At 50.3% G+C, this 14643-nt stretch carries 8 protein-coding genes; 4 read left to right on the forward strand and 4 right to left on the reverse strand.

The window, feature by feature from the left end; all coding sequences use genetic code 11:
* Positions 1 to 12: 12 nt before the first annotated feature.
* The 3 genes from G451_RS33425 to G451_RS0125485 all read left to right on the forward strand — a co-directional run bounded on the left by G451_RS33425 (position 13) and on the right by G451_RS0125485 (position 7268).
* Positions 13 to 4842 carry a PAS-domain containing protein gene (locus G451_RS33425; protein ID WP_051261919.1) on the forward strand — a complete coding sequence of 1610 codons (4830 nt, stop codon included), beginning with the start codon at positions 13 to 15 and terminating at the stop codon, positions 4840 to 4842.
* Between the two features lie 561 nt (positions 4843 to 5403).
* Positions 5404 to 6111 carry a Bax inhibitor-1/YccA family protein gene (locus G451_RS0125480; RefSeq protein ID WP_027186438.1) on the forward strand — a complete coding sequence of 236 codons (708 nt, stop codon included), beginning with the start codon at positions 5404 to 5406 and terminating at the stop codon, positions 6109 to 6111.
* Positions 6112 to 6170: 59 nt separating this feature from the next.
* Positions 6171 to 7268 (forward strand): tetraacyldisaccharide 4'-kinase, encoded by a 1098-nt coding sequence (locus G451_RS0125485; RefSeq protein WP_027186439.1) that lies wholly within the window; start codon positions 6171 to 6173, stop codon positions 7266 to 7268.
* Positions 7269 to 7329: 61 nt separating this feature from the next.
* Here the strand turns inward: G451_RS0125485 and G451_RS0125490 are convergent, their stop codons facing one another.
* The gene (locus tag G451_RS0125490; RefSeq protein ID WP_034644097.1) at positions 7330 to 8337 is read right to left on the reverse strand and encodes an arginase family protein; all 1008 of its coding nucleotides are present in this window, start codon (positions 8335 to 8337) and stop codon (positions 7330 to 7332) included.
* 206 nt (positions 8338 to 8543) lie between these two features.
* Between G451_RS0125490 and G451_RS0125500 the strand changes: the two genes are divergently transcribed.
* Positions 8544 to 11462, forward strand: a complete 2919-nt coding sequence (locus G451_RS0125500; RefSeq protein ID WP_027186441.1) for an nSTAND1 domain-containing NTPase — start codon at positions 8544 to 8546, stop codon at positions 11460 to 11462.
* Positions 11463 to 11469: 7 nt separating this feature from the next.
* Here the strand turns inward: G451_RS0125500 and G451_RS34460 are convergent, their stop codons facing one another.
* The 3 genes from G451_RS34460 to G451_RS0125510 all read right to left on the reverse strand — a co-directional run bounded on the left by G451_RS34460 (position 11470) and on the right by G451_RS0125510 (position 14331).
* A complete protein-coding gene (locus tag G451_RS34460) occupies positions 11470 to 11664 on the reverse strand; it encodes a type 1 glutamine amidotransferase family protein (protein WP_156921826.1) in 195 nt (64 codons plus the stop codon).
* Between the two features lie 28 nt (positions 11665 to 11692).
* Entirely contained in the window at positions 11693 to 13756 is a 2064-nt protein-coding gene (locus G451_RS0125505) for an alginate O-acetyltransferase AlgX-related protein (RefSeq protein ID WP_156921827.1), read from the reverse strand.
* Positions 13757 to 14121: 365 nt separating this feature from the next.
* Positions 14122 to 14331, reverse strand: coding sequence for a hypothetical protein (locus G451_RS0125510; RefSeq protein WP_027186443.1), 210 nt, complete (start codon positions 14329 to 14331; stop codon positions 14122 to 14124).
* Between the last annotated feature and the right edge of the window lie 312 nt (positions 14332 to 14643).

Raw genomic sequence — 14643 nt, forward strand, 5'->3', positions numbered from 1 at the left:
CTCAATACTCATATGGCCAACACGACTCCTCGTCCCGCTTTAATACAAATTCTGGCGTTCTTCACGCCGGCTGCACTGCTTGTCATCATCGTCTTCAGTATATTCATGCGCATGGAAACCCAAATGTACCAGCGTAGCCTCAATTTGCGAGAAAAAAACCTTGTCGCTCTGGAAGCTGGACTTCTTGAAAACCGCATCAGAAATCGCCTCGCCGATATATCCATCCTCGCCGACCTCATTGCAGAGGGTATCAAGTACAATAATGAACTCGAAGCAATCCTCACCATCTTCATGGCCAATACGGACGTATACGACCAGGTTCGTCTTCTTTCTCCGCAAGGCATGGAACTCGTCCGCATCAATGCGGGTCCGGAAGGGCCCGTCGTAACCGCACACGACAGTCTGCAAAACAAAAGTGGACGGACGTATTTTCGCAACGCAGTTGTAGCCCATGGGAGCGTAGCAATCTCTGCATTTGATCTCAATATTGAGCACGGAAAGATTGAAGTACCTTTCAAGCCTATGATCCGCTTCTCCAAAGCTGTCTACGATTCGACGGGGAAGCTGCGTGGGGTCGTCGTGCTGAATTACTTGGGACAAATTTTACTTGACCAGCTCCGACGTGCTTCACTTGATACCCCAGGTGTTCTCTCTTTACTCAATGCTTCCGGATATTGGCTGTATGGCCCCGACCCCTCTCTGGAATGGGCTTTTATGTTTGATAAAGGCGAGACAAGCACGTTTTCCGCCCAGTACCCAGAGGTATGGAAGCACATACAGACGGCTTCAGAAGGCCAAATAAAGACCTCGACCGGTTTATTTTCGTTTCACCGGGTATGCGTCACGAAGTGTACCGAGAAGCAAACAGTTTCAGATTCCCCGCTCTTATCCGAAGCAAAATGGTATATCGTCTCGCATGTACCAACAAACGCCCTGTCTCTGGAGTGGTACTCCACCGCCATTATCGCATTGAGTGCCTGTTTAATTGCCCTCTTTGTCGTCTCTTGGGTCTTGGCCAAAGGACGAGCGGTGCGTCGCCAAAGCCAACTTGATCTCAAGGCTAGCGAAACAATGCTTCGGCTTGTGAATACAACGGCGCGGGACGCTATGCTCATGACGAATTCCCGTGGTGAAATTCTGTACATGAACCCCGCGGCCTTCCATCTCTTCGAAATCAATGAAGATCAAACAGAGAAACAACGTGTTCACGATATTATCTCCCCCGCTGACCCCGACGAAGCAGAAGCGGTTTATGCTGATTTGCGTGGGGAAAACTTGACCGAAGACCATGGCTTACGCCGTGAAGTCGTCGTTTCACTGCCTTCAGGCTCCCAGCGTGTTTTGGAGTTATCCATCGGTGTCCAAACCGAAGATACCCAACGCCGCATTGTGGCGACATTCCGCGACATGACCAACAGCAAGAAACTTCAGGACGAAGTGACGCGACGCGGTGACATTCTCGAAGCGGCAATGAAGAACATGGACCAAGGGCTTCTTATGGCCAATGAAAGCGGTCAGGTGGTGGCCTTCAACCCACGATTTACCCAATTATTTCAGCTCTCCTCTTTATCACTGGAGGCGTATCCTCAGGTTCGTGACCTCATCGAGAAGTGGCTTGAAAATGTCGCGATTCCTTCCAAAGAACGAGAACAACTCCAACAACTTGATTGGTCAAAACCATTTGTTGTGGAGATACCCGGTCCCGGAGGCAGGGAGCTGGAAATGCGCCATGCTCCCATGAAAAATGGTGGATTTGTTCAAACATTTACCGATATCACCGAACGTAAAGAAGCAGACGATGCGCTCCGCGAAAGCAATGCCCAGTACATGTCGCTCGTCTCGCAATTAACCAGCGTTGTGTATCGACGAGCGGATGATATCGGTTGGACAATGGAATTCATTAGCGCAGGAGTGGAGACATTAACGGGATACCCCGCTTCAGCATTTACAACGTCTTCCAAACGTCGATTTATCGATATCATCCACATTCAAGATCGCCTGACTGTGGAAGATGCGATCCATGAAGCCGTATCCCTGCGACGTCCCTACCTCATCGAGTACCGCATTATTCGAGAAAATGGCGAAGTTCGATGGGTCGTCGAAAAAGGCCAGGCAACGTACGACAATGAAGACAAACTGCAGTTTCTCAGCGGCGTTATTACCGACATGACCGACAGGATCAAAGCCGATCAGGAATTACGGCGATCCTGGTCTCTCCTTCAAGACGCTATTGATAGCATTGACGCCGGGCTCATTATGTTCGATGCGACGATGCGTGTCGTCGTATTGAATAGGAAATACAAAGACCTCTATCCAGAGGCCGACGATATCCTCAAACCAGGCGTTCCCTACGAAAATATTCTTCGTGTCCTCTATCGCAAAGGCCGGTATGAGCAAACCGAGGAGGCCGAAGAGCAATTCATTGCGTTCCGACTCGCGGCTATGAAGGATATCTCCGGATACGAACGGCAACTTCCGTCCGGTATCTGGGTCAGTGTTTCGCGTCACCCGACGCGTGAAGGCGGTGTCGTCGCCCTGCATCACGACATTAGCGAACTCAAAGCCATCCAGCAGGATATTAAAAGCGCCAAAGAAGCTGCAGAGTCCGCCAACCAGGCGAAGAGCGAATTTCTCGCTCGCATGAGCCATGAAATCCGCACCCCTATGAATGCCATCATCGGTATGGCTCGCCTTGCACTCCGCACGCAACTGACCCCGAAACAGTATGATTACATTGCCAAGATCAAAACCTCGGGAAACGCTTTATTAACAATTATCAATGATATTCTCGATTTTTCAAAAATCGAAGCCGGAAAGATGACCATTGAGCGCGTCCCCTTCGAACTTGATGATGTACTCATCAATCTTTCCAACATCATCAGTTTGTCCGCTGCGGATAAAGGGTTAGAAATAGTTTTCGATGTCGATCCCCAAATCCCGACGTCGTTGGTCGGCGACCCATTGCGGCTTGGACAAATTCTGATCAATCTGGCCAGCAATGCCGTTAAGTTCACTCATCAGGGAGAAATTGTCGTCAGTGTTTCCATGAAACAGAAAGACGAGGATTCCGTTCTGCTTCGATTTGCCGTTCGCGACACGGGCATAGGGTTGTCTGATGATCAACAATCTCGTCTTTTTCAGTCATTTAGCCAGGCCGACGAAAGCACCACCCGCAAATATGGGGGAAGCGGACTCGGCTTGGCCATTTGCAAACGCCTTGTCGATCTGATGGGCGGCACTATTGGCGTAGAAAGTCAATTTGGTCAGGGATCAACGTTTTTCTTTACAGCCGCATTTAGCCGCACCACACAACAACAGCAGATGCCGGAAGTTCCTCGCGATCTCCGTAGTCTTCATATTCTTGTTGTTGAAGAAAACGTAACGACCCAAGAGGTTTTGCAGAAATATTTGACGTCTTTTGGTTTTCTGGTGACATCTGTAGACTCTGTTTCCCAAATGCATGAGGCCTTATCCCTGGCCACCGAACAACAGCACCCTGTTGATATCGTCTTTATGGCGTGGGGAGTCGATGGATTCGACGATGTCGATATTTCAGCTCCAACAGATTTGCCTGGAAAGCAGGATCATCCAGCATACATTGGTTTGGCTTCGGCCAAAGATCGTGAACACATGCTGGAATATATAGAAAAACACAATGCACACCATCTCATCACGCTGACCAAGCCAGTGAGTCAATCCGACCTGTTCGATGCGATTATGGAAGTTTTCGGTCGCTCCGAGCGCCGATCGATCCGAGGATTAGCCGGCCTTGCGCAAAAAGAGGTTGATGTCACAAGCATTCGGGACTCCAAGCTCCTCCTGGTCGAGGATAACCCCATCAATCAACAAGTTGCCTTGGAAATTCTGCATAATGCGGGATTTGATGTCGATATTGCAGACAATGGCCGCCGAGCCATTGAGGCCATCCAAAATAATACCTATGAGGCCGTTCTGATGGATGTGCAAATGCCTGAACTCGACGGCTTCGACGCCACACGAGCCATTCGACGTGAAGAGGGAAAAGAACAACTCCCGATTATCGCCATGACCGCTCATGCCATGGCTGAAGACCGTAACAAATGCCTGGAAGCAGGCATGAACGACTACGTCACGAAACCGATCGACCCGGATGAATTGTTTTCGGCGTTACTTCGCTGGATTCCGGCGCGCACACCGCAACACGCCATCATACCAGAGAAGCCTGCCGTGTCATCTTCCATGCCTGTGCTCGACGGAATTGACGTCAATGATGCAATGCGTCGGTTATCTGGCAATGCCGATTTGTTTCAACGACTTCTTGTCGATTTTGTTTCTCAGTTCCACGATGCACCGTCCAAGCTCCAGGAGATGCTCGACACCCAGGACACAGCATCACTTGCCAGATTCGCCCATACACTGAAAGGGGTTGCCGGCAACATTGGAGCCAAGCACCTTCAAGATGCTGCAACGAACCTGGAAGTGGCCGTGAAAGAACACGGAACGTCTATCGAGCGTGAAATACTCAGCACCTTCAACAGCGCTTTGGATGTTGTGCTTGCTTCAACAGCGTCCTTCACTCCTCCACCCAAGACGCATGACATGGACATCACGAGAGTTCACCTCTCACAGGATGAAATCGATCGTGCTGTCGAGTGCACCCAAAAATTGATTACCTCCCTTGAGCAAGGGAACATCGAATCGGAAGACCTTCTGGAGCAAGTCAAAACACTGCTCAACAATAATTACACCGATCTTGTCGAGACAATGGAGCAGCATGTCTCCGAATACGACACCGAGGGCGCTCTCCCCTCGGCTCGCCTACTGCTTACCGAACTCAAAAACGTCGCTTCGGAACAGAAGTGAAGACCGTCAAAGACACGAAAATACGAACGCATCGTCAGTGAATTGACGTCAAGAGCGGGACCATACAACAATGCAATGCCCAAATCGTGACGAGAATATGGCACTGACAATTGTGGCCGTACGTTCCACCAGAGACAACGCCCTAACAAAACAGAACAAAACGAAACCCCTTGCTTCTGGCACATATCATGCTTATTCTGTAAGTAAGCTCGGCGACAGGTGAGCTGGCATCCCGGAAAGCAACACCAAAAGAAATGCCCTTTATATACGAGGTTTCCGGCTCAAAGCCACGGTCGCTTGGCCCATTACTGGTGGCGACGTAAGACGGACCAGGTCCGCGACGAGCGAACAGATCAAGAAATACCTAGAAAAAAGAGTGCTTCGCCGGTCCGTCCGTCTTGCTCCCATCGCTGAACATTCCGATTCCTTCCGCGCACACCCGAGTTTACGGACCCGGGTTTTTTCTATTTGCTCTTGCCCCAACTTGCTTTCGTGCGTATTTGAAGCTAAAGAGAATGCTCTCAAAAACCTACCGTGAAAAGAACTCAGGAGGCTCTTAATATGGCCCACTATCGCTCGGTTGATTATCAGGCGTCCCGTTCCTTGGCGCTGAACGCCTTTATGCGGGGCGTGTATGGTTGGATGTTTATCGGCTTGCTCGTCACGGCTGTCGTGTCGCTGTATGTCGTGTCGAACACCGCCATGATGCAGTTTATCTTTCAAAACCAGATGGTCTTCTTTGGACTTATGATTGGTGAGCTCGCGTTGGTTGCGGGGCTGTCCATGGCCATCAACCGCATTTCCGGCACCACGGCCACACTCTTGTTCATGCTGTATAGCGCCCTCAACGGGGTGACGCTGTCATTCATTTTTCTTGTGTATACCCAGTCGTCCATCGTCAACGCCTTCCTTGTTGCGGCCGGCATGTTCGGTGCCATGAGCATCTACGGCATCGTGACCAAGAAGGATTTGACCTCATGGGGCAGCTTTTTGTTCATGGGCCTCATTGGCATCATCATCGCCTCGGTGGTCAATATCTTCTTGCATAGTTCGGCCATGAGTTTTGTTATTTCGTGTATCGGCGTCCTTGTCTTCACCGGCCTGACTGCCTATGACACGCAGCGACTCAGAATCATGGGCGAAACCGCTCCTGCCGAAGGTGGTACCGTGGTTCGCCGTGCAACGATTCTCGGTGCGCTGACCCTGTATCTCGACTTCATCAACCTTTTCCTCATGCTGCTTCGACTTTTCGGCGGAAGCCGCGACTAGCCGTCGGCCTATTGCATGTTCAAGGCGAAGAGACCGCCGGGTCTCTTCGCCTTTTCTGTATGCCTACACGTAATCGCCTTCAAAAACGCTTCAGCCTGCCGCTTCGTCTTGCCGCTGCCGGGTATCGTATTTTTCACCGTATACGAACCAGCCTGCAGGGCAAAGGTATCGTCAAATCCGAAACCGCCGTTGCTCCCTCTGTGCGCGTCGGAGGATTGTCTATCGGATGCGGCGGTACCCTCTGGCTTACCTCCTGGCTCCTGGGATGGGCGGTCCATCGGGGGAAATTCCCCATTGTCGCAACCAAAGCGCACCACATCTGGCAATCCGATCTCCCACGAGTCGTGGAAACGTCCGATACGCCCAAATCAATTGGCATGGACAAGTATCTCTTATCCAGCTACCGCCCGGAAACAAAAATCATCATCGGCTCAACAGTCTCCCGTGCAGCGGCCGCGGCGCGGGATAGATTCAGCGCGGACATGGTATTTCTCCACGATGACTTTTCTGGTCGAACGCCCAAAGCACAAGCCAATTTGGCTATCCTTGATGTTCGGGACTTGGCCGAAGACTGGAATATAGTGTTTCCTGCAGGCTGGTTTCGTGAAACCGTCGAGAGCCTGCATAGAGCCGATGCCATCATGCTTTACATTAGTGAGCTGGAGTTCAAAGCCCGCCAAACACTCATTCGCAAACGCCTCGAACAATTTAAAAAGCCGGTTTTCAGCTTTAGCATACGTGCCTGGCGATTACGTCGGGGTGCCTTCGGCGAACCGGCAGCCGACCTCAACGAAGAGCCCTACTTGTTGGTCGCCTCGGAACAGGACGATGACATGGCCTTCAATGCGGCAACGGAGCTGCTCGGGTTACGTCCGCGAATGCGTTATGTCGTTCCGCAACATCATATCTTCAACAAACAGCAGTTCGAGTTTCTCCACCGTGAAGCCACCCGCCTGCGTTGTAAACATATCGTCTGCACTCCTGGCCAGGCCATTGGATTAGTGGACCACATCGAAACGCCACACGTCTGGTCGCTTGAACCGCACGTTACGTTCGGCCCTCGGCTCCACTCTAAAATCACCTTTCCCCAATGGTGGGATATCGCCTGGGGATACAGCGATATCCTTGGCTCTCCTTCCAACGATACAGACTGTTAATCACCGTCCCTTTACGGACAAGTGGTCAGAGGAAAGCACACTCGCCCTCCTCGACACACGCTTACTTCGCGTCGCGTGACGTGTTCTTCTCCACCATTTCCTTTAAAAAATTGACAACCGGTTCGTGGGCATGCGGACCGTACCCACCTGACAACAGCCATACTTGCGGAATCTTACGGACAGCAAAAAATTGATGAATCAAACGGTCTCGTGACAACATCTGGAGCGCGCTGAGTTGCATCAACCGTGCGCTTTCCAACGCATCATATTCGTAGGGATCGGCACCATTCACAACCACGACGAGATCGGGCTTTTGCATGGACAAGGATTCCAGCAACAACATCCCTTGCGCCAAGGCGGGCACGTAGTGCGCCTCCCCGCCAGCAACGATGGGAATATCGACCGTGGAAGGATAGCGACACTTCTGAAGATGGCCCTGTTCGTCCAATGCCGGCGTATCGAGCGGCCACCCATGCGCCATATGAATGGACAAGGTGCGGATATCGTCGCGTCCGAGAAAAATTTCAGCCGTTCCGTCTCCGCGGTGGGCATCGACATCGACAACCCATGCGGTACGAATATGCCCTTCGGCCCGGCACCGCTCCAGGGCAATAGCGATATCGTTTACCTGACAGAATCCACGCCCACCGGCACGCATGGCATGGTGCATGCCACCGGCCAACACATAGGTAAATCCTGAATGTAGAGCGTCGATACAGCCCGCGTACGTTGCCGCCGTATTGAACCGGCCTTTCATGGCAAGTTCACGCATGGTCGATTTTGCCGATTCCGGATGAAATCGATTCGGCTGCCCGTTTTCGTCATAGAGTTCATAGACACCATGCAACGCGGCATCGGGCGTCTCGGAAAACAACGCATCCACGTACGCTGCATCGTGAATCCGCAGCATGTCCTCTCGGCTGATACAGTGCTCATCAAATCCCGTGACCATGTCCTTCGGCGGTTTAACCGCCGCAAGAATACGCTCAGCGCGATCGCCATAATGCGGGATGTCCATTCCAAAATCACCATATTCCGTGGCACATTCGGGGGAGTACAAAATGTTCATGATTCTTCTCGATGGTCTGGAGGTCTAGGGAACACGTAACGATTCGATGGCATGAAAACTACCGCCACCAGGGATGAGTGGCAAATTGAATTTGGTGATGACAAGAAGAACAACGAATCCGTGGATCAACTCAATACATATTGATCAATAAAAAACTATCATCTATCAACACGAGAAAATACAAATACAAAACATTACACAGAGACATGAACAAAACAGATAAAAAGCATTATAAAATATTCATTTCATCACCCAATGACGTCAAAGATGAACGCATGCGGGCTGTACGCGTTATTGAGAAGATCCAAACCGAATTGGGTGAACGCATTCGCCTTGAACCCATCATCTGGGAAGAGCATTATTATACTGCAGACAAAGATTTTCAGGCCCAAATTGACCGACCAAGCCTTTGCGATATGGTGGTCTGCATCCTGTGGAGCCGCCTCGGTTCCCCCCTGCCGGAACAGTACTGGAAAGACGGGAAATCCAAGACGGGCACCGAATGGGAATTCGAGGATGCTATGGCTTCCGCCAAAGAACGCCACATTCCCCACATCCTCATGTACCGCAAAGACGCCGCAATGACATGCCCGCCCCAAAACCTGAAAACAGCAGATACGGATTTTCAATGTGTCGAAACATTCTGGAAACAATGGTTTTGCAATGAGCAAGGCCTCTCTATCGCCGCTTCTCAGAAATTCCAGAGTACAGACGATTTCGAAAAACAATTCGAAGCTCATTTCCGAGAATGGTTGAGCGAACAGACCGAAGAGGTGGTGTGGTCGATAGAACAGAAGGGTTCACCCTTTCGTGGGCTGGAAGCATTTGACGTCGAACATGCTCCGGTCTTTTTCGGGCGAAGCCGAGTCATTCGAGAAACACGCGCCCGACTCATAACAAGCACATTCCGTGGTTGTGGATTTCTCCTCATCACCGGCATGAGCGGCTCAGGCAAATCATCGTTGTTGCGGGCAGGTCTAGGGCTTTGCCTCACGCGACCGGGGGCGTTTCCCAATGTGGACGCGTGGCGACAGGTGACGATTCGTCCGGGCAGCGGCGACAATCCCCTTGCCACCCTAGCCGAAGCCTTTTTCGAGACATCTGCCCTTCCCGAACTCGCTGACGGCGATTGTCCAACCAGAGAAGAGATGTTGCAAGCGTGGAGAGAAGCACCGAGTCAGGCGTTACGCCCCGTCGGAGCGGCCATAAGCCGCGTGACAAAACACATTGCCGAGAACGACGGCTATGACCGCAATGTGCATCTGCGTTGCCTTGTCCTTATCGATCAACTGGAAGAACTCTTCGCATTCTCCAAAGAGCAACAACATGACTTCGCCACAGTAATTGATGCATTGGCCCGTGGTGATCGATGTGTCGTTGTCGCAACGTTGCGAAGCGATATGTATACGGAACTCAAAACGATTCCTCAGCTGTGGACACTCAAGGACGACGGAGGACAATACACGCTGTCTCCTCCCGGTCCGGCGGAAATTCGAGATATCATCCTCAAACCCGCCCAAGCAGCCGGATTGGAATTCGAAGAGAACCCGGACACAGGGGAACATCTCGCCGAGCGATTGGAACGAGCCGCCGGCAGTCCCGGCGCGTTACCTCTGCTCCAGTTCACATTGGACCAACTGTTTGAACAACGTGATACAGAGAAAGGACTGTTGCGATTCGCAGACTATGACGCCATGGGAGGCCTGGAAGGTGCCATTGGCACCCATGCCGATGCTATTTTCTCAAATCTTGAGGAAGAACAACACGCCGCGCTTCCGACTGTTATCCTCAAACTCGTCACCGTACGTCCGGAGAACCCCGAAATAGTACTCTCCCGCCCCGTGTCAAAAGATGCATTTACCACGTTGCCGGAAGCCCTCCCCCTGATTGACGCCTTTGTCGCCCCTGAAGCTCGACTCTTCGTTGTTGATGGCCACGGCGAAAGCAGCACCGTGCGTGTTGCGCACGACGCGCTGTTGAGTCATTGGGAAAAAGCAAAAACCATTATTGAAGAAGCAAAACCGGCACTACAATATCGTGCACGCTTAAGCCAGGAAGCAACGGCCTGGGCAATAGAAGTGCAGAAAAGCGAAAAACCGCGACCAGATCTGCTTATAACCAGTACATTGTTTCTGACTGAAGCAAGAAAACTATTTAAACAACATAAGCTTGAGCTTTCCTCACAAGATCAAAAATTTCTCAAGCTGTCATTAAAACGAACGCGCCGCGCAACACGACTTCGTCAATTCGCCATTGCCGGGCTTATAGGACTGACGGGCCTGACCGGCTGGATGTACGTAAGAGCAGATACCCAGCGTGCCCGGGCAGAACGCCAGAAAGAATTTGCCCTCAGTGCCGTCAATCGACTCACATTCGATATCCCGGAAAAACTGAGCACGATTCCCGGTATGCTGCATATTTCCCGACAAATATTTGAAGACAATATCGCCATGCTGGATCGCATCATGGCTGAAGAGCCAAAAACACCCAGCGTAACACATCAACGAATTGCCAACATAGTACAAACAGGAAACATGTGGGTTACTCTAGGAAATATAGAGAAGGCACGTACTGCTTATAATTCTGCATCGCGCACAGCCCAAAACCTGGCCGACAGCGATCCGGGCAATGCACAATGGCAGCGCGACCTCTCCGTCAGTTATGAAAGAATCGGCGACCTCCTCGCAACCACCGGAGACACGGACGGTGCGCGACAACAATACGAGAAAAGTCAGCAAATCTTTCAACGCCTGGCCGACAGCGATCCGGGCAATGCACAAGGGCAGCGCGACCTCTCCGTCAGTTACAACAAGATCGGCGACCTCCTCGCAACCACCGGAGACACCGACGGTGCGAAAAAGGCGTATGAACAAGACTTGAGCATTACCCAACGCCTGGCCGACAGCGATCCGGGCAATGCACAATGGCAGCGCGACCTTATGGTGAGCTATTACAAACTTTCTCGGCTTGATTTTGCTCTGCATCAACACGATAAGGCGTTAGCCTTGTTGAAAAAAGGACTCGCGATTATGGAGCCATTGGTCCAGCGCGATCCGAAGAATGCAGTGTGGCAGAATGATGTCCAGGTGCTTCGTCGAGAAATCGAGGCATTACAGCAGGAGTAACCGTTGGTTACCTGTTGCTCACCGTATTCCTATACCTCAACGCCGCCTTCACAAATGCCGGTGCCCAATGCGGCGCCCCCAAAGCATGAATATGCGTATAGGCGGCAAAGGTATTGTTGACGACCAAGCCGCCTGTTGTCCGAGCATGTCGTTTCCGCAGGACATCTGCAGTCAGAAAACACAACATCTTCGCCCGCTTCAACCAAGCCTCCCAGCCCAGGTGAATACCTTTAGATTTTTTCGATACGCTCAAAAAAAGCTTGAGATTTTTTCGACCTTGGTGACGTCACCGCAGACCAGGCTTCCAAGAATTCCGGTTTCATGGCAAGCTCAGTGGTTCCCCGCAAATGTGGATACAACGCAAAGGCCCAGGCATCGCGATCAGGAATCACATTTGAGAGATACCGTTCAGCGTTCCCTGTAAAAATAATATCTGGACGAATCAGGGAGACCATTTCAGGATGAAGAAAGCGTGTGCGGAGACATATGATACGGGTAAAAACGGCTCCCATGTGTCTCAACATCAATCGAAAAAATGAATCGCCGAAGAGAAGCACTGTTTTATGAATCGGCGCATCAGGGCTCAATATTATATCAATCATCCCTTCATTAAACCCCCCACCGCTAATAAAATACCGATTTCTCCAATCAGGCTCAAGTTGAAGTACTTCCTGGTAGCGCATTGGCACCAATTTCCGTCCCAAATCACCTGGGCGGCGCACAGGCTTCACAATACATTTTGCTATGCGCTCATATGCTTGTGGAACGTCAAAGCCTAACTTTTCAACCATAAGTCGCAATACTGTCAGTGAACCTGCATCTGTCAAATGCGTGTCAAGCGGATAGAAAGGAGACTGAGAACTCCTTTTAAGTTCTTCAACAGGATAAAGAATATGAGGCCCAAAAGCCGGGTCCACTTCTTTCAAATATTCTTCGCCCAGGCATTGAACGACCTTAAACGGGTATGCTTCAGTCAAGATCGATTGCTTGTCCGGAAAAATGACATGCAAATAATCGATATTTAACGATTTCGAGAGCGTAACACGTTCAGCGATATTCTGAGCGAAATTATTCAAGGATTGACGAGTTGGAACCCGTTCCCCTGAAGCATATTGTTGGACTGCATGTCCACCTCCAATCAAAAACGCAATACCTTCTCCTGTCACAAGAGCGTCACCCGAAATAGAGTAATCGAGTTGTTTGGGAAACGGTGTTCGGGGAACTTGCTGAGATGCCATCTGTTCGAGGAGATAGCGCAACCCTCCCCAATTCGGCATTCCGGCTGTTCCTAATTCAACAAAACGCTCAAAGACCTTCAAACGAATCACATTCTTTGATTCCGGTAAAGACGGGGAAAGACGAGGAAAGTTCGGCGTCCCACGACGAGATTCAATAATGAGTGCTGCTGCACTTTCCCAATCAATGCAAGGAACATCAGCCCAAACATCTTCGTCCGTATTGAATGCTTTCGCGAGAGCCGAAGAAAGATCTTTTCCTCCTGCCGATACAACCACGACGGCACAGGCCGATACGTCGAACTCTGCACAAATATCAGAAGCCGTCTTGTGTCCCGGAGCACGATCAAGGGGTGCCAACACTAACCCCGCGTCGGCGAGCTTTTTAAAGCCTGTCGCGCCCAAATAACGCACCAACGTGTCGAGCCAAACAGAACGACCAGTAAGAACGATTTTGCATCCTGCGCTCTCCACCATCTGCTTGGCCAAATTGCAGAGATCTCTTTCAACTTCTCGCACCGCACTTCGATAGGCTTCCATCGGAGAGTAGCCTTTACAAAGCACTCCATTCAAAAAAATATAGCCAATCTGTGATGGATGAGAGCTTGAATCTATAAAAAGCCTGATGACATCATGCATTCTCTGAGACAACAAAGGGGATACGTCGACGATATCGAGTTCTGGAAGAGCTTTGGCTATTTCAGAATAATTGAAGGTCGGATGATGATATTTTCCTTGTTTAAGATGTTTCCCCGCAAGACGATCCTGTACCTCTCGCCCGAAGAGACACCAAAAAAGGTAGGTTGCGCGTCCCCCGAAATGTCGATGCCAATATTCAAGACCGAGCAATCCACGCTTCAACATGTACTGGTCGTAGTCTGGAGTCATGGCTTTACGTTCGATAGCAACGAAACCATCAGCCAGCACGCCATCATCTTGTTCAGCACAGAGGCATATACCATTTCCAAACCGGAAATCACCGACCAACACGGCAATCCGCCCCTCATCATCAGGAATCGACTCTGCCTCATTAAACAATCTTTTCGACCAAATAGGCAATCCTCCTCGTCCAAAAAGATGGTCCGGAGGGAGATCGCATTGCACTATATCACTTTCTATATATTTATTCCAACGAACGACATGAGACGATCCTAAAATCCAAGAAACTTTCTCGGTTGTGCAGCGTGTCAATTCCAACTGTTTCCTCTCTTCTGAAACGTGTAGAGCGTTTACTCCACAGTGTAACAAAAAATGAAAGGTGCCTCTGCCTGTACGACATGTCTTGTTGTACAGACGAAGGATTCAGCACCCTTAACTCAGGCTTTCACAAGATGTAGTATATATTTCGAGATATGCTTCACTACGTTCTATGAATTTTATACAAGTTGTCTGACGAGCGCAATGAAGCCTTGACCGCTTATATATTAGACGTCACCTGGAGTCGACGTAATAAAATATAAGCCTCCTCGCGAAGGAGACCCAGGGTCAAAGATACCGGCCAGAAGCAAAGAGCCTTGGTTGGTAATGAGCTCCATCAAAGATACATACCCACCACACTCGGTCTCAAAAAGCCAATCAATGCCGAAGAGACCTCGAGCATAGTGACAGGCGGTAACGTTTTTCTGATTATTCATGACGGTAACATACGCACTGTAGTACTACTGCCATGCGATTGGCAAGTTCTTGGAGATTAACGTTTTGCCGTGGTTACAGCAAACAGGAAAACAGTGTGAGAAAACCAACGGAACAAACGCCATTGATGCCGTACAAGACATTGCGTCTTCCCAATTTATAACTGTGATGTGCGAACACCATGCTCGACACGAGGAAGCAACGAAGAAATGATATCATCGGCAAGCACAGGGAGGTAAGGGGAAGAATGAATAGATATTATTCAGATATTTCAATATACTGAAAGAGATTCAAGCAAAAACACAACCGAAAAA

The sequence above is a fragment of the Desulfovibrio inopinatus DSM 10711 genome (assembly GCF_000429305.1).
In the GTDB taxonomy this organism is placed as follows: Bacteria; Desulfobacterota; Desulfovibrionia; order Desulfovibrionales; family Desulfovibrionaceae; genus Alteridesulfovibrio; species Alteridesulfovibrio inopinatus.